We start from the raw sequence: 16,460 nt of genomic DNA on the forward strand, positions 1-16,460 counted from the left end.
GCGTTCACGGCCCAGGAGGATGGCGAGACCCGAATGCTCCATCCCCTGGCCTGTACGGAGACGCAGCGCACCGAAGTGATCGGGGCCTATGACCTCGCCGGCTATCGCGAAAGCGGTGGGCTGGACGATCTGGCCGCCTTTGCCGCCGAGTTGTGCGATACCCCCGTGGCGCTGGTCAGTCTGGTCGAAGCCGACCACCAGCAGTTTCTGGCGGCGGTCGGCTTCGACCAGCCGCAAACGGGGCGCGACACGTCCTTTTGCGCCCAGGCGATGATGGCCGCCGATCCGGTGACGGTGGTCCCCGACGCGCGCGAGGATGCGCGGTTCGCCGGTTTCTCGCTGGTGGTCGGCGCCCCCCATATCCGTTTCTATGCCGGTGCGCGGCTGCTGTCGCACGAAGGCGTGCCGCTGGGCGCGATCTGCGTCATCTCGCCCGAGCCGCGTCCACAGGGCCTGACCGATTTCCAGCGGCGCGGACTGGAAATACTGGCGACCGCCGTGATGGGCCGGTTGCAGGATCGCCGGGCGCAGCGCGAACATCTCCAAACGGTCGAGGAATCGGACGCGCGCATCGCCGACAGCGAGCGGCGCTTCCGCACCCTGGCCGACACCATGCCGCAAATGGTGTGGTCGACGCTGCCCGACGGCTATCACGATTATTACAATGCCCGCTGGTACGATTTCACCGGCATGCCCGACGGATCGACCGATGGCGCGGCATGGAGCGGCGTGTTCCATCCCGAGGATCAGGACCGGGCGCGGGCGCGGTGGCAGCACAGCCTGGCCACCGGCGAGCCCTATCAGATCGAATATCGGCTCCGGCACCGGGACGGCACCTATCGCTGGGTGCTGGGTCGCGCGCTGCCGATCCGCGACGCCCAGGGGCAGATCACCCGCTGGTTCGGCACCTGCACCGATATTCACGAACAGAAGCTGGCGCTCGAGGAACGCGAGATCGTCAGCCAGGAACTCAGCCACCGGATCAAGAACATCTTCGCGGTGATCTCCGGCCTGATCGGTTTCGCCGCGCGCAGCCATCCGGGCTTTGCGGGCATCGCCAGCGACCTGCGTGACCGGATCACTGCACTGGGCCGCGCGCATGACTTCGTCCGGCCGCACAGCGAACAGTCGCGCCCCCGATCGCGGCAGGATTCGCTCCACGGCCTGCTGGACGATCTGTTCGAGCCCTATCGTGGCCGGAGCGAGACGCGCATCCGCGTGTCGGGCGACGATGTGCTGGTCGACGACCGGTCGGCGACGCCGCTGGCGCTGCTGTTCCACGAACTGGCGACCAACGCCGCCAAATATGGCGCGCTGTCGGTGATGACAGGCATGGTCGACCTTCAGGTCCAGCGGCAGGGCGACATGGTGCAGATCTGCTGGATCGAGCGCGACGGCCCGGTGCTGGAGGCCGCGCCGGTCCATGCGGGCTTCGGGTCGCAGCTGGTCGAGCTGTCGGCGGTGCGCCAGCTAGGTGGCGAGGTCGAACGCGACTGGAACCCGACCGGGCTGGTCGTCACGATCCGGGTGCCGCTGGCCTCCTTTCGCCGTCCGTAGGGGACGGGGCCGTGCCGTTTACGGCAAAAGGGCTGCCCGACCCTGGTCGCGGCAGCCCCCTGATCGTCAGACCGGCCTGGTCAGCCGACCATCCCCAGCGGAATGACCTCCTCGCGCGCCTCGGCCTGTCCGCCGGTCGCCATGGCCGCCGCCGCCAGGATCGCGCGTTCGCTGAACGGCTTGCGAATATAGCCCAACGCCTCGACACCGGCATCGATCTGCGAAGGGTTGGCGGTGACGAAGACGACCTTCACCCCGTAATCGGCGGCGATCCGGCGCGCGATCTCGGGGCCGGTCGCGCCGTCGCGCAGGTTCACGTCGACAAAGGCGAAGGCGCAGCCGGGTGCGGTCTCCATGGCGGTGCGGCTATCTGCCGCTATGCCGGCCACGTGGTAACCAGCGTCGGTCAGGATGCGCTCCAGATCAAGAGCCACGAATATCTCGTCTTCCACGATCAGCGCGGTTCGGCTCATGTCAAAATCCCGTCACTTTCCCGCACAACAGCCTTGATCCAGATAAAGTTCCGAAATGGATACGATATTGTCGTCAGCGCCGTAACAGAAATACGGCATGCTCGGCCCGGAAGTTCGCCGCCGCCGCGCTGGTCGGACGGCCGCGCGAGAGGAACCAGCTGCCCTCCACGGTGATCCGCCGTTCGCGGACGAAGGCGCGGAAATCGTCGATCGTCACATGGTGGATGTTGGGGGTGTCATACCATTGTTCGGGCAACAGCCCCGTTACCGGCATCCGCCCGCCCCACAGCAGCGACAGCCGCACCCGCCAATGCGCGAAATTGGGAAAGGAGACGAAGGCGCGCTTGCCGATCCGCAACAGATGGTCGAGCACCTGGTCGGGCGCGCGCGCGGTCTGCAGCGTCTGGCTGAGGATCGCATAGTCGAAGCCCTTGTCGGGATAGCCCGCCAGATCGACATCGGCGTCACCCTGCACCACCGCCAGCCCGCGCGCGACGGCGGCGGCGACATTGGCGGGATCGATCTCCAGCCCGCGCCCGTCGACCGCCGCCCGGTCGCGCAGCGCCGCCATCAGCTGCCCGTCGCCGCATCCGACATCCAGCACGCGCGCGCCGCGCGCGACATGGTTCGCGATGATCGCCAGATCGGGGCGCAACGTCGTGTCGGTCATGGCTCGGCCCGCAGGAAGCCGTCGATCACCCGGTTCATCTCGGGCGCTTCGAGCAGGAAGGCGTCATGGCCATAGGGGCTGGACAGCTCGACGAAGCTCGCCGCCGCGCCCGCTGCGTTCAGCGCCTGGACCACGGCACGCGACTCGGCGGTGGGATAGAGCCAGTCGGTGTCGAAGCTGACGATGCAGAAGCGCGTCCTCGTCCCCCGAAAGGCGTTGGCGAGCAGCCCGCCATGCTCCTCGGCCAGATCGAAATAGTCGAGCGCGCGGGTGATGTAGAGATAGGAATTGGCATCGAACCGGTCGACGAACGCCAGCCCCTGGTGCCGCAAATAGCTTTCGACCTGGAAATCGGCGTCGAAGCCGAAGCTCTTGGCCCCGTCCGGCCGGTCGGGCCGCGCCTGGAGGCGGCGCCCGAACTTCTCGGTCAGCCCCGCCTCGGACAGATAGGTGATGTGCGCCGCCATCCGCGCCACCGCCAGCCCGGCGGCGGGAGGGTCGTTCGCCTCATAATAGGCGCCGCCGCGCCATTTCGGGTCGGCCATGATCGCCTGGCGCCCGACCTCGTGAAAGGCGATATTCTGCGCCGAATGCCTGGCGGTCGAGGCGACCATGACGCAGGCGCGGACGCGGTCGGGGCAGGTCGCGGCCCAGCTGATCGCCTGCATCCCGCCCATCGACCCGCCGACCACCGCCTTCAGCTGTCCGACGCCCAGATGGTCGAGCAGCATGGCCTGCGCGCGCACCATGTCGCGGATGGTGAGGACCGGGAAGCGCATCCCCCAGGGCTCGGCGGTGGAGGGGTCGATCGTCGCGGGGCCCGACGACCCCATGCAGCTGCCGATGACGTTGGAACAGATGATGAAGTGCCGGGCCGGGTCGATCGGCTTGCCCTCGCCCACCAGCCGGGTCCACCAGCCTGGCTTGCCGGTGCGGGGATGGGGCGAGGCGACATGCTGGTCGCCGGTCAGCGCATGGCAGATCAGGATCGCATTCGACCCCTCGGCATTCAGCGTGCCATAGGTTTCATAGCCGATCTCGACCGGCGACAAGAGGCCGCCGCCGTCGAGCCGCAGCGGCCCCGGCAGCACGACATGGCGCGACAGACCGAAACGCCGGTCGTCGCTGGGGGGAGAAGCGGAAACGGAAGCGGCCATGGAGCCCTCTCCGCTAGGCCGCGATGCTTGGCAACGCAAGGCCATGGCCGCTATGGCGTTCGCCATGACCGAGCTTACCGCCCCCGAACCGATCTCCTGGGTCAAGGCGATCGCGCCTTACGTCCCCGGCCGCGCGACGACCGATGACGGTCGCAAGGTCGTCAAACTGTCGTCCAACGAAAATCCGCTGGGCACCAGCGACAAGGCGCGCGCCGCCTTCGCCGCCGCCGCCAACCATCTGGAGCGTTACCCGGACGCGGGCGCGACCGCGCTGCGCCAGGCGATCGGCGAGGTCCATGGGCTGGATCCGGCGCGAATCATCTATGGCACCGGCTCGGACGAGATCCTGCATTTGGCGGCGGGCGCGTTCGCCGGACCGGGGGACGAGGTCATCCATGTCCGCTACGGCTTTGCGGTCTATGAGATCGCGACCCGGCGGGTGGGCGCGGAGCCGGTGGTGGTCGCCGACCATGACTATGCCACCGATGTCGACGCGATCCTGGCGGCGGTGACCGAAAAGACCAAGCTCGTCTTCGTCGCCAATCCCAACAATCCGACCGGCACCTATGCGGGCGCGGACGAGATTGCGCGGCTCCATGCCGGGCTGCCCCCGCATGTCCTGCTGGTGCTCGACCAGGCCTATGCCGAATATCTGGCCGAGGGCGAGGACGATGGTGGGCTGGCGCTGGCCGAGCGCGCGCCGAACGTGCTGGTCTCGCGCACCTTTTCCAAAATCCACGGCCTGGCCGCCGAGCGGATCGGCTGGGGCTATGCCGCCGCCCCGATCATCGACGCGCTGCACCGCATCCGCGCGCCGTTCAACGTGACGATCGCCGGACAGAATGCCGCGATCGAGGCGATCCGCGACCGCGCCTTCGTCGAGTCGTCGCGCGCGCACAATGCGACGTGGCTGGCCTGGTTCGAGGCGCAGATCGCGGCGCTGGGCAATGGGGGGCTGCGCTGCGTGCCGTCGCACGCCAATTTCTCGCTGGTGCTGTTCGAAGGGCCGCTGACCGCCGAGCGCGCCTATCACGGGCTGATGGACGCCGGGTACATCGTCCGCTGGCTGCCGGGCCAGGGGCTGGGCCAGGCCCTGCGCATCACCATCGGCACCGAGGACGAGGTGAAGGGCGTCGTCGCCGCGCTGCGCCAGATGGTCGAGTCCGAGGCAAAGGGGGCCTGATGCTGCCCTTTGCGCGGATCACCATCATCGGGCTCGGCCTGATCGGCTCCTCGGTCGCGCGCGCGGTGCGCAAGGCGATGCCGACCGCGCGGATCACCGCCTATGATGCCGACCCGCAGGTGCGCGAGACGGTGCGCGCGCTCGACCTGGCCGATGACGTCGCCGACACGGCGGGCGCGAGCGTGATCGACGCCGATCTGGTGATCCTGTGCGTGCCGGTCGGCGCGATGGGCGCGGTGGCGGCCGAATTCGCCGACGACCTGCCCGCCGAGGCGATCGTCTCCGACGTGGGCAGCTGCAAGGCTTCGGTGCTGGCCGCGCTGAGCGAGGCGCTGCCCGGTGCCACCATCATCCCGGCGCATCCGGTCGCGGGCACCGAGCGCAGCGGGCCGGAGGCGGGCTTCGCCACCCTGTTCCAGAAACGCTGGTGCATCGTCACCCCGCCCGAGGGCGCGGACGCGCTGGCGGTCGAGCGGGTGGCCGAATTCTGGCGAAGGCTGGGCGCCGATGTCGAGCAGATGGCACCCGACCATCACGACCGGGTGCTGGCCGTCACCAGCCATTTGCCGCACCTGATCGCCTATACGATCGTCGGCACCGCCAGCGACCTGGAGGAAGTGACCCAGTCCGAGGTCATCAAATATTCGGCCGGTGGCTTCCGCGACTTCACCCGCATCGCCGCATCGGACCCGACCATGTGGCGCGACGTGTTCCTGACCAATCGCGAAGCGGTGCTGGAAATGCTCCAGCGCTTCTCCGAGGATTTGAGCCAGCTTCAGCGCGCGATCCGCTGGGGCAAGGGGGACGAGCTGTTCGACCTGTTCAGCCGCACCCGCGCCATCCGCCGCTCGATCATCGATCAGGGCCAGGACGACGCGCGCGAGGATTTCGGGCGGAGCCACGAGGGCTGACGATCCTCCCCGGCACGGGGAGGGGGACCATGGCGATAGCCATGGTGGAGGGGGATCGCCACAGGGGACACACCTTGCGGAAGCCCCCCTCCGTCAGGGCTTACGCCCTGCCACCTCCCCGTGCCGGGGAGGATTCCAGCGCATTCATCGCCGCATGGACCCGCGCCTCCGCCTCGGCGCGCGGCAGGCCCGGCGGGATCACCTCGCCGAAGCGCAGCGTCACCACCCCCGGCCGCTTCAGGCCCTTGCGCGGCCAGACCAGCCCCGAATCGGTCGCCACCGGCACCACCGGCAGGCCCAGCATCCGGTAGAGCCCCGCGAAACCGGGCTTGAGCGGCGGCGTCTCGCCGGGCTTCACCCGCGTACCTTCGGGAAAGATCATGATCGCGCGGCCCTGCTCCACCGCCACCTTGGCGTCGCGCATCATGCCGCGCATCGCCCTGGCCGAAGCATTGCGGTCGACCACGATCGCGCCGTACTTGCGCACCGCCCAGCCCCAGATGGGGATATTGGCCAGCTCGCGCTTCAGGACCATGGCGGGCGCGCCCAGGATGCGTTGCAGCTCCATCGTCTCGAACATCGCCTGATGCTTGGCCGGATAGAGCGCCGGCGTCGTCGGCCGCGTCCCCTCCACCACCACGCGGATGCCCAGCAGATAGCGGGTGCAGATCCGGTGGAGCCGGGTCCAGCTCGTCGCCCAGTGGATCACCGCGCGCCGCCCGCTCAGCGCGATGACCGGCGACAGCAGCGCCATGATCGCCGACAGCGGATAGAAGATCGCCACGAACACGATGTTGCGAAGAAGAATCACGCGCCAATCCCCGTCCAAAGCGCGATCCGTCGCAGGATCAGCTTGTTATATTCATTGACCAGCGTGCCCAGCCGGGGCTCCGACGGCACGCCGTCGCCCAGCACCAGCACCTGTTTGCCCAGCGCCGCGGTCAGCTCCATCCGGGCGCGCGGCAGATGCCAATCGGAGGTGACGAGCCGCACCGTGCGATAGCCATGGGCGCGCACCCAGTTCGCCGTTTCCTCGGCATTGGAGCGCGTGTCGACCGCCTCGCCCCCCAGATCGATGCAGCAGGCAAAGAGTGCGGGCGAGGTGCGATAGGTGCGCGCCAGGTCGATCGGCCGCACGCCGGGCGCGACCCCGGTGACCAGCATCCGCTTGGCCTGGTGCGCCTGGAGCAGCGCGATGCCGCGATCGATGCGCCCCGGCCCGCCGGTCGGCACCACGATCGCATCGGTGGTGTTGTGCGCCAGCGGGTGCGGCAGGGTCAGCATGAAGGCCGCGAAACCCAGGCACCAGCTCAGCGCCGCCAGTCCGATCAGTCGCACCATCACAGCATCCGCCGCATCTGCGCCAGCACCGCCGCGCGCGCCGCCACCACCGCCAGCAGGACGAAGGCGAAGGGCAGCAGGACCAGCATCCCCATATCCCCCGCCCCCAGCCGCAAATTGCCGAGCAATTCGGATTCGAGCGCGCCGACCTGTCGCGCGATCAGCAGGATCGCCCCCGCCGCCGCGATGCCGCCCACGGCCGCGCCGATCCCCGCGTCCAGCGCGATCCGCCGCTGGAACAGCCGCGCGACCTGCCGATCGGTCGCGCCCAGCATATGGATGACCTCGATCGTGCCGCGATGCGCCTCCAGCCCAGCGCGCGCCGCCAGCATGACGACCGCCGTGGTCGCCCCCAGCATCAGCAGGATGATCGCCCCGGCCAGCCAGGCGGCGGTGTCGAGCAGCCGCCCGACCGGCCCCAGCCAGGTCGCATGCGCATCCACCCGCGCCGCCGGGCTGGCCCGCGTCACCGCGGCCCCGACGCGGGCGACCGCGCCCGAATCGTCGCTGGTCAGGTCGACATCGATCAGCGCGGGCACGGGCAGCCCCGCCGCCTCGGCATCGGTGCCCAGCCAGGGTTGCAGCATCCGCGCGAGTTCGGCCTGCGGCACCGGCGTCGCGCGCGCGACATCGGGCAGCCGGCGCAGCACCGCCAGCACGCGCGCGGCGGCGGCATCGCGGCGTCCGGCCTCGCCCTCGACGATCTGCACGGTCAGCCGCCCCGCCATCTGGCGGTCGGAGCGACCCCGCCGCGCGCGCCGTCGCCAGCCCCGCCGCGCCCGCCAGCAGGGTCAGGAACAGCATGATCGCGATGACCCAGCTCATGACATGCGCGCCGCCGACATCGTCCAGCGCCCGCGCCTCCGCGCCCCCGCGCCCCCGCGCCCGCGTCACAGCCCGCTCCGCACGATCGTCGAGCGGCGCGGCTCGGGCGGCGGGGGGGCGGGCTCGGGCGGAACGGTCGGGTCGACCAGCCGCCCGCGCTCCAGATGCATATGCTGCGCATCCGGCACCCGGTCCATCAGATGCCAGTCATGCGTCGCCATCACCACCGTCGTCCCCAGCCGGTGGAGCGAGTGGAAAAGATGGAGCAGCCGCTCGGCCATGACCGGATCGACATTGCCCGTCGGCTCGTCGGCGACCAGCAATTCGGGGCGCGCGATCACCGCGCGGGCGATCGCCACCCGCTGCTGCTCGCCGCCCGACAGCGTGGCGGGGCGGGCGCCCGCGCGTTCGGACAGCCCGATCCAGGCCAGCATCTCGCGCACCGCGCGCGCAATCTCCGGTTCGGCCATGCCCGCGACGCGCAGGGGCAGCGCGATATTGTCGGCGGCGCTGAGATGCGCGATCAGCCGGAAGTCCTGGAACACCACCCCGATCCGCCGCCGAAAGCCGGGCAGCCGGTCGCGCGGCAGGATCACCGCATCCTCGCCGAACAGCCGGATGATGCCCCGGCTGGGCCGCTGCGACAGATAGAGAAGGCGCAGCAGCGAGGTCTTGCCCGCGCCGCTCGCGCCGGTCAGGAAATAGAATTGCCCCGGTCGCAACGCGAAGCTGACGTCGCACAGGGTCTCCTCCCCGGCGCCGTAGCGCAAGCCGACATTCTCGAACTGGACGATGTTCGCCATGCCCGCATGGCCTTGGCATGGCCCGCCGCGCGCTTCAAGTTCCACGCTTCAAGCTTGCCACGGCCATGGGCGGCGTGCTTACTGGCCTTTCATGGGGACCTGAACCGGATGGTCCCGTCCACCGACCCTTTCCATCCGTTGAAGTGCCGTTCCGCATGATCCTCGAATGCCCTGAATGCCGCACCCGCTATCTGGTGCCCGACAGCGCGATCGGGCTGGAGGGGCGCACCGTGCGCTGCGCCAATTGCCGGCACAGCTGGTTCCAGTCGCCGCCCGATCCCGACGAGGTCGCCGCGCCGGAGCCGGACGTTGCGGTGGAACGCGACAGGGCCGAGGAGCCGGTCGCCGAACCGCCGCCCCCGCCGCCGCCCGTCATCGCTCCGCCACCCGCGCCGCCGATCCTGAAGGCGGACGAGCCCGAATTCGACGCCTTCGCGCACCGCCCGCCCTTTCGCGCGCGGCGCAATCCGGTGCGTCGCTGGACGATCGGCGCGGTCGCCGCGTGCCTGGCGCTGCTAGCGGCGACGGCGGCGATCCTGTGGACCGGCATGCCGGGCATCGGCGGCTGGCTGGGGTTCGGCACCACCGAATCGCCGCTGGAGCTGCGCTCCAACCCGATCGAGCGGCGCGAGCTGGAGAACGGGTCGGAACTGTTCGCCATTTCGGGGCAGATCATCAACCCGTCCTCGGGCGCGCAGCGGGTTCCCGACCTGCGTGCCGAGTTGAAGGATGCGCAGGGTCGCGTCGTCTTTTCCTGGGCGATCGCGCCGCAGCAGCGGACGCTGGGCCCCGGCGCGTCGATGGACTTCAACTCGGCCAAGCTCGACGTGCCGCCCAGTTCCAAGCGGCTGGACCTGAGCTTTGCGGGCGAGGCCAACCCGGCGAACTGATTGCCGACGTGTCCGCGTGGCCTTCGACTTCGCTCCGTTCAGCCTGAGCGAAGAATGCCATGCGATGCCCGCAACCGCTGCGCGACGATCGCGAAGCGCGATCCGTGCAGGACGGCGGCGACCAGCATCCCCGCGCCCGACGCCCAGGCGAGCGCCGGGGCGCCCCATCCGGCGTCGACCAGCCACCAGCCGACCCCGCCGGTGACGATGAAATAGGCGATGATGCTGTTGATCCCCGCCGCCACCTGGTCGCCCAGCGAACGCAGCGCATAGACCAGCACCACCTGCATCCCGTCGAACAGGATGAAGGGCGCCCAGATCACCAGCATCGCCACCGCCACCGCTTTCGCCTCGGGCAAGGCCGGGAACAGCCCGACGACCGCACCGGGCCAGAGCGACAGCGCCAGGCCGCACGCCCCCATGGCCAGCGCGGCGAGCCCGACCGCGACCAGCGTGCGCGGGACCGCGGCCCATGCCGCCCCCTCGCCCACCGCATTGCCCGCGCGCACCCCCGCCGCCGATCCCAGTCCGAGCGCCAGCGCGAAGGTGACATTGTGGAGCGAGAAGACGATCTGGAAGCTATGCGCGGTCGCATCGCCCAGCCGGGTCGACAGCGCGATCAGGATGGCGAACCCCGCCAGCTCCAGCCCCGAGGCGATGGCGGGGACGAAGCCGAATCGCGCCAGTTCCACCGCCCCCGCCAGCGTGGGGGCCCAGGCGGCCCGGTCCAGCCGCCGCACGCCACGCGCCGCACCGCGCGGCAGCGTCACCGCGCTCGCGACCATCGCGACCGCTCCCAATGCCGAGGCGATCACGGTGGCCAGCGCCGCCCCGACCGCCCCCAGCGCGGGTAGTCCCATCTCACCACCCGCCAGCCCCCAGGCGAGCAGCGCGTTGATCGGCAGGATCGACAGATTGACCATCGTCACGCGGCGCGGCCGGCTGATCCCCTCCAGGAAGAAGCTGGCGGCGATCAGCACCATCTGGAACGGATAGCCCAGGGCCATCACCGTCACGACCCGCGCGCCGGGTACGACCAGCCCCGGCGCCACGCCGATCCCGCGCAGCAGCGCCGCACCGCCCAGCCCCAGGATCAGCATCGCCGCGACGCCCAGCACGACACCCAGCACCAGCCCGTCGCGCAGCGCCTGGCCGGTGGCGGGCAGGTCCCCCGCGCCATCGGCCCGCGACGCACGCACCAGCACGCCCGACAGCCAGGCCAGCCCGGTGACGATCGCGACATAGGTCAGCGACCGGCTGGCCGAGAGCGCCGCCACCTCATGCTCGCCGTCCCGGCCGACGACGATCACGTCGGTGACGTGCAGGATCGTCCAGTTGAGGCTGGTCAGCATCACCGGCCAGCCCAGCGCCAGCAGGCGACGCACCTCGTCACGGTCGAGGATCGGGGCGTGGCGGGGGAAAAGCGTCATGGTCCCTCCCCTATTCGCGATGAATGTCGCGCGATAGCACCGCATCCCGCCAAAAAGGCCATTGCGCAGTCCCCGGCGCTTTGCTAGGGGCACCCGCCTACCAGCCCTCCGGCTTGCCGGTGGTGACTATCGAGTGCGGTCGTGGCGGAATTGGTAGACGCGCAACGTTGAGGTCGTTGTGGCCGAAAGGCCGTGGAAGTTCGAGTCTTCTCGACCGCACCAGATTTTCCCAGGCGTCCCGATCGGTCGACGCCCTCACCCCCATCCGAAGCACCCCAGGGTCGATCGCCATTCAGCGATCCCTTTCCTCCCCTCGCCCCTCGCAGAGGGGAGAGGGTTGCGCAGACTTGGCCTTTGCGAAAGCAAAGGCTTAGTCGGAGCTGGGTGAGGGGTGGGCGCTCGCTTGGCGAGCGCGCGAGCCTTTGGGCTCGCTCAAGCTGCGCTAGCCAGCAAGCTGGCAAGCTTCTTCCCCTGTCCAGGGGAGAGGGGAAGAAGAAGCAATACCGAATGTTGGCCGGCCGAAGGCCCGACGCGGCTCAGCGCCGCGCGACGATCGCCGCGAGCGTGTCGATGGGCAGCGGCGAGACGAAGCGGAAGCCGAAACGGCCCTCCTTCACCCAGCAGATCGTGCCGAAGATCGGCGTGCCCATCGGCCGCAGGATGATCTGCCCCGCCAGCCCCGGCTGGACCGGATGCGCGGCGGCCAGCTTGGCGCCGCCCGCCGACACGTCGACCATCTCGGCGGCGAACTTGCGGTCGCCCAACCGGACATCGGCGGTCAGCGTCACCGGAAAGCGCGGCGGGCGCGGGATCGTGCCGTCGGCATTTTCGGTCGAGAAGATCTGCTCATAGGGCTGGGGCGAATCGAACTGGACGCCCGCCTTCTTGCCGCGCACCCAGCGGACCGTGCCGCGCGCCGGGGCCAGCCCGCGCACCTCGACACAGATCGAGTCGCCGACCTGCGGCGGATCGACGAACCGCGCCATCAGGCCATGGGTGGAGATATTATGGACCAGACACACGCCGGGCACCTCGCCGCACAGCTTGCCCAGGAGGAGGACGGCCGAATGCCGCTTGCCCACCCGCCGTTCGGCGGTCGCGCCCTGCTGCTGCTCGACCTGTTCCATCGTCGTCCTTTCCGCCACCTTCTCCCCCGAGGATGGCCATCCCGCCCTACTACCGGAAGCGGTATAAAAAATTAAGACCGGCATTTCAGGCCGAACCACATCGACGCGACGCCTTCGGCCGGGGCGTTCAGCGGCGCGCAAGCCACCATCGGGCATCGGCGGCTTGTGGTCATGTTCAAAGCCCTGTAATTCGCGATCCGTCCCATGCCTCGCGCGTCGTCTTCCCGGTCCCCCCGGCCCCGCTCGTCCAAGCCCCGCTCTCCCTGGCGGCGCCGGATCGTCGTAACCCTGCAGATCCTGATCGGCCTGGCCGTGCTGGCGGTCGGCGCGCTGGCGATCGCGGTGTTCGTCGCCAAGTCGCAACTGCCCAGCTTCGACGAACTGAAATCCTCGCCCAACGGCCAGATGATCCGCGTCCATGCCGCCGACGGCACGGTGATCGTGTCGCTCGGGCCGAGCTATGGCGAATGGCTGCCCTATGACCGGATTCCCGAGGTCATGCGCGACGCGACGATCGCGGTCGAGGATCGCCGTTTCCGGCAGCATCCCGGCGTCGATCCGATCGGCATCGCCCGCTCGGTCGAGGTCCGGCTGGAAAAGGGACGCTGGAAACAGGGCGGCTCGACCATCACCCAGCAGATCACGCGCACCATCTTCCTGAACAACCAGAAGAAGTTCGGGCGCAAGTTCCGCGAGGCGATCCTGGCGCTGGCGATGGAGCTGAAATTCTCGAAGGATCAGATCCTCGAGCTGTATCTGAACAAGGTCTATTATGGCGGCGGCGCCTATGGCATCGACGCGGCCAGCCGGAAATTCTTCGGGCACGGCGCGGACCATCTGAGCCTGTCCGAGGCGGCGGTGATCGCCGGGCTGGTCAAGGCGCCCTCCAACTATTCGCCGACCGCCGATGCCGCCGCCGCGGTCGGCCGCGCGGGCGTGGTGATCGACCAGATGAAGCGCAACGGCTTCATCACCGCCGACCAGGCCGCGAATGCCGACCCGCAGACGCTGAAGCTGGCGCCCGAGCCCAGGCAGAATTCGGTCCGCTACTTCACCGACTGGGCGCTGCCCCAGCTCGACCTGCTGATCGACGAGCAGACCGCGCCGCTCGACGTGTGGACCACGCTCGACCTCAACATGCAGCGGGCGGCCGACGCGGCGATCCGCGCCAACGCGCCCGAGGGGACTCAGGGCGCGCTGGTCAGCCTGGACCGCGACGGCGCGGTGCGCGCAATGGTGGGGGGCAAGGATTATGTCTCCACCAACTATAACCGCGCGGTGACGGCGGTCCGCCAGCCGGGTTCGGCGTTCAAGCTGTTCGTCTATCTCGCCGCGCTGGAGGCGGGTCACAAGCCCGAGGACCAGGTCGTCGACGAACCGGTCACCATCGACGGCTGGAGCCCCCGCAACGATTCGCGCCGCAATTCGGGCAGCGTCAGCCTGCGCACCGCCTTTGCCTATTCGCTCAACACCGTCGCGGCGAAGCTGGGGCAGGAAGTGGGCTTCCAGACGGTCGCTGACATGGCGCGCCGCTTCGGCATCACCACGCCGGTCAACACCCACCCCTCGATGGTGCTCGGCACTTCGGAAGTGCGGGTGATCGACATGACCAGCGCCTTTGCCAGCATCGCGAACAAGGGGGTGAAGGTGACGCCCTATGGCATCACCAAGGTCGTGGCGAACGGCCAGACCATCTATACCCATGAGGTCGACCGCAGCCATGTGCTGGTCGCCCCCTATATCGCCGCCGAGATGACCGACCTGCTCCAGACCACGGTCAACACCGGCACCGGCCGCGCCGCGCAGATCGGGCGGCCGGTCGCGGGCAAGACGGGCACGACGACCAGCCTGAAGGACGGCTGGTTCCTGGGCTTCTCCAGCGGGATCACCACCGGCGTGTGGATGGGCCGCGACAATGCCAAGCCGGTGGCGGGCCTGCATGGCGGCGCCGCGCCCGCCAAGGCCTTTGCCGACTATATGAAGGTCGCGGTCGCCGATCGCCCGATCGAGCAGTTCGACACCCAGGTCACGCTGCCCGAATGGCAGCTGGAGCCTGACGAGGAGAGCTATTTCGGCCAGCCCGACAATGGCACGGCCGGGGTCGATGCCGACGGCAACCCGCTGCCCGCCCCCGTTCCGGGCGAGTCGCAGCCGGGTGACGAGACGATGGAGATCCCGACCCGTCGCGATCCCGCCACGCCGCCGCAGCCGCTCCAGCAACCCGTGCCCGGCACGACCACGCCGCAGGCGCCCGCACCGGTGGTGCCGCAGCAGCGGCTGGATCAGGCGTGGATCGACCGGGTGACCGGACGCGGCGGCGCAGGCGCGGCGCGCGATCCCCGCGCCGCCGCTCCCCCGCCGCGTCCGTCAGCGCGCGACCGTCAGGACCGTCAGGACGACCGGCCGTACCAGTGAAGCCCCGCGCCATGCTGCCGCAGCCAGGCGGTGGCGGGCGCGGGATCGGCCCCCAGCAGTTCGGCGACCAGCGCGTGGAAGGCGGGGGCGTGGTTCATATGGACCCGGTGCGCGACCTCATGCGCCACCGTCGCGCGGCGGACAAAGGCCGGGGCCAGGATCAGCCGCCAGCTATAGCGGATCGCCCCCGACGAGGCGCAGCTGCCCCAGCGCGCCTTGGGATCGGCGACGCTGACCCGCGATACCGCGACGCCTGCGGTCCGCGCGATCTCCGCCGTCTCGCGCGATAGCGTTTCCAGCGCCTGCCGTTTCAGCCAGGTCTCGACCCGGCGATTCAGCGTCTCGATCGGGCCGGAGGCGGACAGGCGATCATGCTCGCACTGGATCACCCGGCGGCTGCCAGGCTCCCAGGCCAGGGTCAGCACCGTGTCGCCGAACGGGATCAGCGCGCCGGGGACGAAGGGGCGCGGTTCGGGCAGGCGCGCGCGCTGGTCGGCGATCCAGTCCTTCTTTTCCTCGGCCCAGGCCAGCGCGGTCTTCAGCGGCGCACGCTTGGGCACCACCAGCCGCGCGGTGCCGGTGGCGGGATCGACGCTCAGCCGGATGCGCTTGGCAGTCGGGTGACGCACCACCTCGTCGATCACAATTCCCGCTCCACGATATGATTCTCGAAATCGCCCGCATCGTCCTCGCTGATCGTCCAGCCGCGGACCGATTGCCCGGCGCGGTGCACCGCCTCGCGGTCGCCGCAGACCAGATAATGCCATTCGGGCAGCGCCTCGCCCGCCGCGCGCAGGCGATAGGCGCAGGTCGAGGGAAGCCAGTCGATCGAGCGGACATTGCCCATGGTCAGCCGCACGCACTCGCTGACAAAGGCGCGGCGGTGGCGATAGTTGGAACATTGCCCGCTGCGCCGGTCGAGCAGGCGGCAGGCAACGTTGGTCGGCACCAGCTCGCCCGTCTCCTCGTCCTCCAGCTTGTGGATGCAGCATTTGCCGCAGCCGTCGCACAGCGCCTCCCACTGGGCGCGGTCGAGGCTTTCGATCGGCTTTTCCCAGAAACGCTCCATCAGCGCACCCATTGGTCGAGCGTGGCGGCGACCGCCTGCGGCCCCTGGTCCGACGGCAACAGCGCCATCGGCTTGCCGTCCGGGTCCATCAGATAGGCCTGGTTGCTATGGTTGACGAGATAGCCGCCACCGGCCGACGGCGCGCCCTTCTGCGCCCAGACGGCATAGGCCTTGCGCGCCGCATCGACCTGCGACGGGGTGCCGGTCAGCCCGACGAAGCGCGGGTGGAAGGTCGTGGCGAAGCGGCCGACGATGGCGGGCGTGTCGCGCTCGGGATCGACGGTGACGAAGATCGGCACGATCTTCGCGGCCTTGGCGGGGGCGCTCGCCTCCAGTGCCTTCAACCCCGCGCCGATCGCCTGCATGTCGGTCGGGCAGATGTCGGGGCAGAAGGTGTAGCCGAAATAGACGATGCGGTAGCGCCCGGCGAAGTCGCGATCGGTGACGGTCTTGCCGGTGGCATCGACCAGCCGGAACGGGCCGCCGATCCGCGCCCCCGCCAGCGGGGGTTGCGCCTGGGGATCGGACGCGCCGCACCCGGCCAGCGCGACGGCCAGCGGAACCAGCAGGGACAGATATAATCGGGTCATGACGCCGACAGCCTTGCTG

General features: G+C 69.7%; 17 protein-coding genes and 1 tRNA gene. 6 read left to right on the forward strand and 12 right to left on the reverse strand.

What is annotated here, in order from left to right:
- Positions 1 to 33: 33 nt before the first annotated feature.
- A complete protein-coding gene (locus tag QE385_RS10600; protein ID WP_307101608.1) occupies positions 34 to 1,557 on the forward strand; it encodes a sensor histidine kinase in 1,524 nt (507 codons plus the stop codon).
- 80 nt (positions 1,558 to 1,637) lie between these two features.
- On the opposite strand, the gene QE385_RS10605 is transcribed toward QE385_RS10600, so the two are convergent.
- The 3 genes from QE385_RS10605 to QE385_RS10615 all read right to left on the reverse strand — a co-directional run bounded on the left by QE385_RS10605 (position 1,638) and on the right by QE385_RS10615 (position 3,857).
- Positions 1,638 to 2,030, reverse strand: a complete 393-nt coding sequence (locus QE385_RS10605) for a response regulator (RefSeq protein WP_307101610.1) — start codon at positions 2,028 to 2,030, stop codon at positions 1,638 to 1,640.
- A 73-nt stretch (positions 2,031 to 2,103) separates the two neighbouring features.
- Entirely contained in the window at positions 2,104 to 2,700 is a 597-nt protein-coding gene (gene metW, locus QE385_RS10610; protein WP_307101613.1) for a methionine biosynthesis protein MetW, read from the reverse strand.
- On the reverse strand, positions 2,697 to 3,857 hold the full coding sequence (locus tag QE385_RS10615) for a homoserine O-acetyltransferase (protein WP_307101615.1): 1,161 nt from the start codon (positions 3,855 to 3,857) through the stop codon (positions 2,697 to 2,699). Before QE385_RS10615 ends, metW begins: the two co-directional genes overlap by 4 nt.
- Before the next feature lie 64 nt (positions 3,858 to 3,921).
- On the opposite strand from QE385_RS10615, the gene hisC reads away from it, so the two are divergent.
- Together hisC and QE385_RS10625 are read left to right on the forward strand one after the other, a co-directional pair.
- Positions 3,922 to 5,040 carry a histidinol-phosphate transaminase gene (gene hisC / locus QE385_RS10620; protein ID WP_307101617.1) on the forward strand — a complete coding sequence of 373 codons (1,119 nt, stop codon included), beginning with the start codon at positions 3,922 to 3,924 and terminating at the stop codon, positions 5,038 to 5,040.
- Positions 5,040 to 5,951, forward strand: a complete 912-nt coding sequence (locus QE385_RS10625) for a prephenate/arogenate dehydrogenase family protein (protein WP_307101619.1) — start codon at positions 5,040 to 5,042, stop codon at positions 5,949 to 5,951. Before hisC ends, QE385_RS10625 begins: the two co-directional genes overlap by 1 nt.
- Before the next feature lie 100 nt (positions 5,952 to 6,051).
- Here the strand turns inward: QE385_RS10625 and QE385_RS10630 are convergent, their stop codons facing one another.
- From QE385_RS10630 to ftsE, 4 genes are all read right to left on the reverse strand, one after another.
- Positions 6,052 to 6,762 carry a 1-acyl-sn-glycerol-3-phosphate acyltransferase gene (locus QE385_RS10630; RefSeq protein WP_307101621.1) on the reverse strand — a complete coding sequence of 237 codons (711 nt, stop codon included), beginning with the start codon at positions 6,760 to 6,762 and terminating at the stop codon, positions 6,052 to 6,054.
- A complete protein-coding gene (locus QE385_RS10635; RefSeq protein WP_307101622.1) occupies positions 6,759 to 7,295 on the reverse strand; it encodes a YdcF family protein in 537 nt (178 codons plus the stop codon). Before QE385_RS10635 ends, QE385_RS10630 begins: the two co-directional genes overlap by 4 nt.
- Positions 7,292 to 8,020 (reverse strand): ABC transporter permease, encoded by a 729-nt coding sequence (locus tag QE385_RS10640; RefSeq protein WP_307101624.1) that lies wholly within the window; start codon positions 8,018 to 8,020, stop codon positions 7,292 to 7,294. Before QE385_RS10640 ends, QE385_RS10635 begins: the two co-directional genes overlap by 4 nt.
- Positions 8,021 to 8,182: 162 nt before the next feature.
- Complete coding sequence (ftsE, locus tag QE385_RS10645; RefSeq protein ID WP_307101626.1) at positions 8,183 to 8,920, reverse strand: cell division ATP-binding protein FtsE; 738 nt, start codon at positions 8,918 to 8,920, stop codon at positions 8,183 to 8,185.
- Between the two features lie 155 nt (positions 8,921 to 9,075).
- Between ftsE and QE385_RS10650 the strand changes: the two genes are divergently transcribed.
- The gene (locus tag QE385_RS10650) at positions 9,076 to 9,810 is read left to right on the forward strand and encodes an MJ0042-type zinc finger domain-containing protein (protein WP_307101628.1); all 735 of its coding nucleotides are present in this window, start codon (positions 9,076 to 9,078) and stop codon (positions 9,808 to 9,810) included.
- 38 nt (positions 9,811 to 9,848) lie between these two features.
- Here QE385_RS10650 and QE385_RS10655 read toward each other — a convergent pair whose 3' ends face one another.
- Complete coding sequence (locus QE385_RS10655) at positions 9,849 to 11,240, reverse strand: MATE family efflux transporter (protein ID WP_307101630.1); 1,392 nt, start codon at positions 11,238 to 11,240, stop codon at positions 9,849 to 9,851.
- 135 nt (positions 11,241 to 11,375) lie between these two features.
- Here QE385_RS10655 and QE385_RS10660 point away from each other — a divergent pair.
- A tRNA-Leu gene (locus tag QE385_RS10660) sits at positions 11,376 to 11,462 on the forward strand.
- Positions 11,463 to 11,776: 314 nt separating this feature from the next.
- On the opposite strand, the gene QE385_RS10665 is transcribed toward QE385_RS10660, so the two are convergent.
- Positions 11,777 to 12,367, reverse strand: a complete 591-nt coding sequence (locus tag QE385_RS10665) for a PilZ domain-containing protein (protein WP_307101633.1) — start codon at positions 12,365 to 12,367, stop codon at positions 11,777 to 11,779.
- A 204-nt stretch (positions 12,368 to 12,571) separates the two neighbouring features.
- Here QE385_RS10665 and QE385_RS10670 point away from each other — a divergent pair, with 204 nt between their 5' ends.
- A complete protein-coding gene (locus tag QE385_RS10670; protein WP_307101634.1) occupies positions 12,572 to 14,782 on the forward strand; it encodes a transglycosylase domain-containing protein in 2,211 nt (736 codons plus the stop codon).
- Here the strand turns inward: QE385_RS10670 and QE385_RS10675 are convergent.
- The 3 genes from QE385_RS10675 to QE385_RS10685 are packed head-to-tail and all read right to left on the reverse strand — an operon-like array spanning position 14,758 to position 16,441.
- A complete protein-coding gene (locus QE385_RS10675; RefSeq protein WP_307101637.1) occupies positions 14,758 to 15,426 on the reverse strand; it encodes a M48 family metallopeptidase in 669 nt (222 codons plus the stop codon). The genes QE385_RS10670 and QE385_RS10675 overlap by 25 nt on opposite strands.
- Positions 15,423 to 15,851 carry a YcgN family cysteine cluster protein gene (locus QE385_RS10680; RefSeq protein WP_309691131.1) on the reverse strand — a complete coding sequence of 143 codons (429 nt, stop codon included), beginning with the start codon at positions 15,849 to 15,851 and terminating at the stop codon, positions 15,423 to 15,425. Before QE385_RS10680 ends, QE385_RS10675 begins: the two co-directional genes overlap by 4 nt.
- On the reverse strand, positions 15,851 to 16,441 hold the full coding sequence (locus QE385_RS10685; protein WP_307101641.1) for an SCO family protein: 591 nt from the start codon (positions 16,439 to 16,441) through the stop codon (positions 15,851 to 15,853). The genes QE385_RS10680 and QE385_RS10685 overlap by 1 nt, the downstream gene beginning before the upstream one ends.
- Positions 16,442 to 16,460: the final 19 nt, after the last annotated feature.

It is taken from the genome of Sphingomonas sp. SORGH_AS_0950 (assembly GCF_030818415.1).
Lineage (GTDB): Bacteria > Pseudomonadota > Alphaproteobacteria > Sphingomonadales > Sphingomonadaceae > Sphingomonas.

Bases quoted from the DNA above. Each gene is read 5' to 3' on its own strand.
- hisC (WP_307101617.1), top strand. From the start codon at position 3,922: ATGACCGAGCTTACCGCCCCCGAACCGATCTCCTGGGTCAAGGCGATC.
- QE385_RS10615 (WP_307101615.1), bottom strand. From the start codon at position 3,857: ATGGCCGCTTCCGTTTCCGCTTCTCCCCCCAGCGACGACCGGCGTTTC.
- QE385_RS10665 (WP_307101633.1), bottom strand. From the start codon at position 12,367: ATGGAACAGGTCGAGCAGCAGCAGGGCGCGACCGCCGAACGGCGGGTG.
- QE385_RS10625 (WP_307101619.1), top strand. From the start codon at position 5,040: ATGCTGCCCTTTGCGCGGATCACCATCATCGGGCTCGGCCTGATCGGC.
- QE385_RS10680 (WP_309691131.1), bottom strand. From the start codon at position 15,851: ATGGAGCGTTTCTGGGAAAAGCCGATCGAAAGCCTCGACCGCGCCCAG.
- QE385_RS10650 (WP_307101628.1), top strand. From the start codon at position 9,076: ATGATCCTCGAATGCCCTGAATGCCGCACCCGCTATCTGGTGCCCGAC.
- QE385_RS10670 (WP_307101634.1), top strand. From the start codon at position 12,572: ATGCCTCGCGCGTCGTCTTCCCGGTCCCCCCGGCCCCGCTCGTCCAAG.
- QE385_RS10605 (WP_307101610.1), bottom strand. From the start codon at position 2,030: ATGAGCCGAACCGCGCTGATCGTGGAAGACGAGATATTCGTGGCTCTT.
- QE385_RS10655 (WP_307101630.1), bottom strand. From the start codon at position 11,240: ATGACGCTTTTCCCCCGCCACGCCCCGATCCTCGACCGTGACGAGGTG.
- QE385_RS10600 (WP_307101608.1), top strand. From the start codon at position 34: ATGCTCCATCCCCTGGCCTGTACGGAGACGCAGCGCACCGAAGTGATC.
- QE385_RS10685 (WP_307101641.1), bottom strand. From the start codon at position 16,441: ATGACCCGATTATATCTGTCCCTGCTGGTTCCGCTGGCCGTCGCGCTG.
- metW (WP_307101613.1), bottom strand. From the start codon at position 2,700: ATGACCGACACGACGTTGCGCCCCGATCTGGCGATCATCGCGAACCAT.
- QE385_RS10640 (WP_307101624.1), bottom strand. From the start codon at position 8,020: ATGGCGGGGCGGCTGACCGTGCAGATCGTCGAGGGCGAGGCCGGACGC.
- ftsE (WP_307101626.1), bottom strand. From the start codon at position 8,920: ATGGCGAACATCGTCCAGTTCGAGAATGTCGGCTTGCGCTACGGCGCC.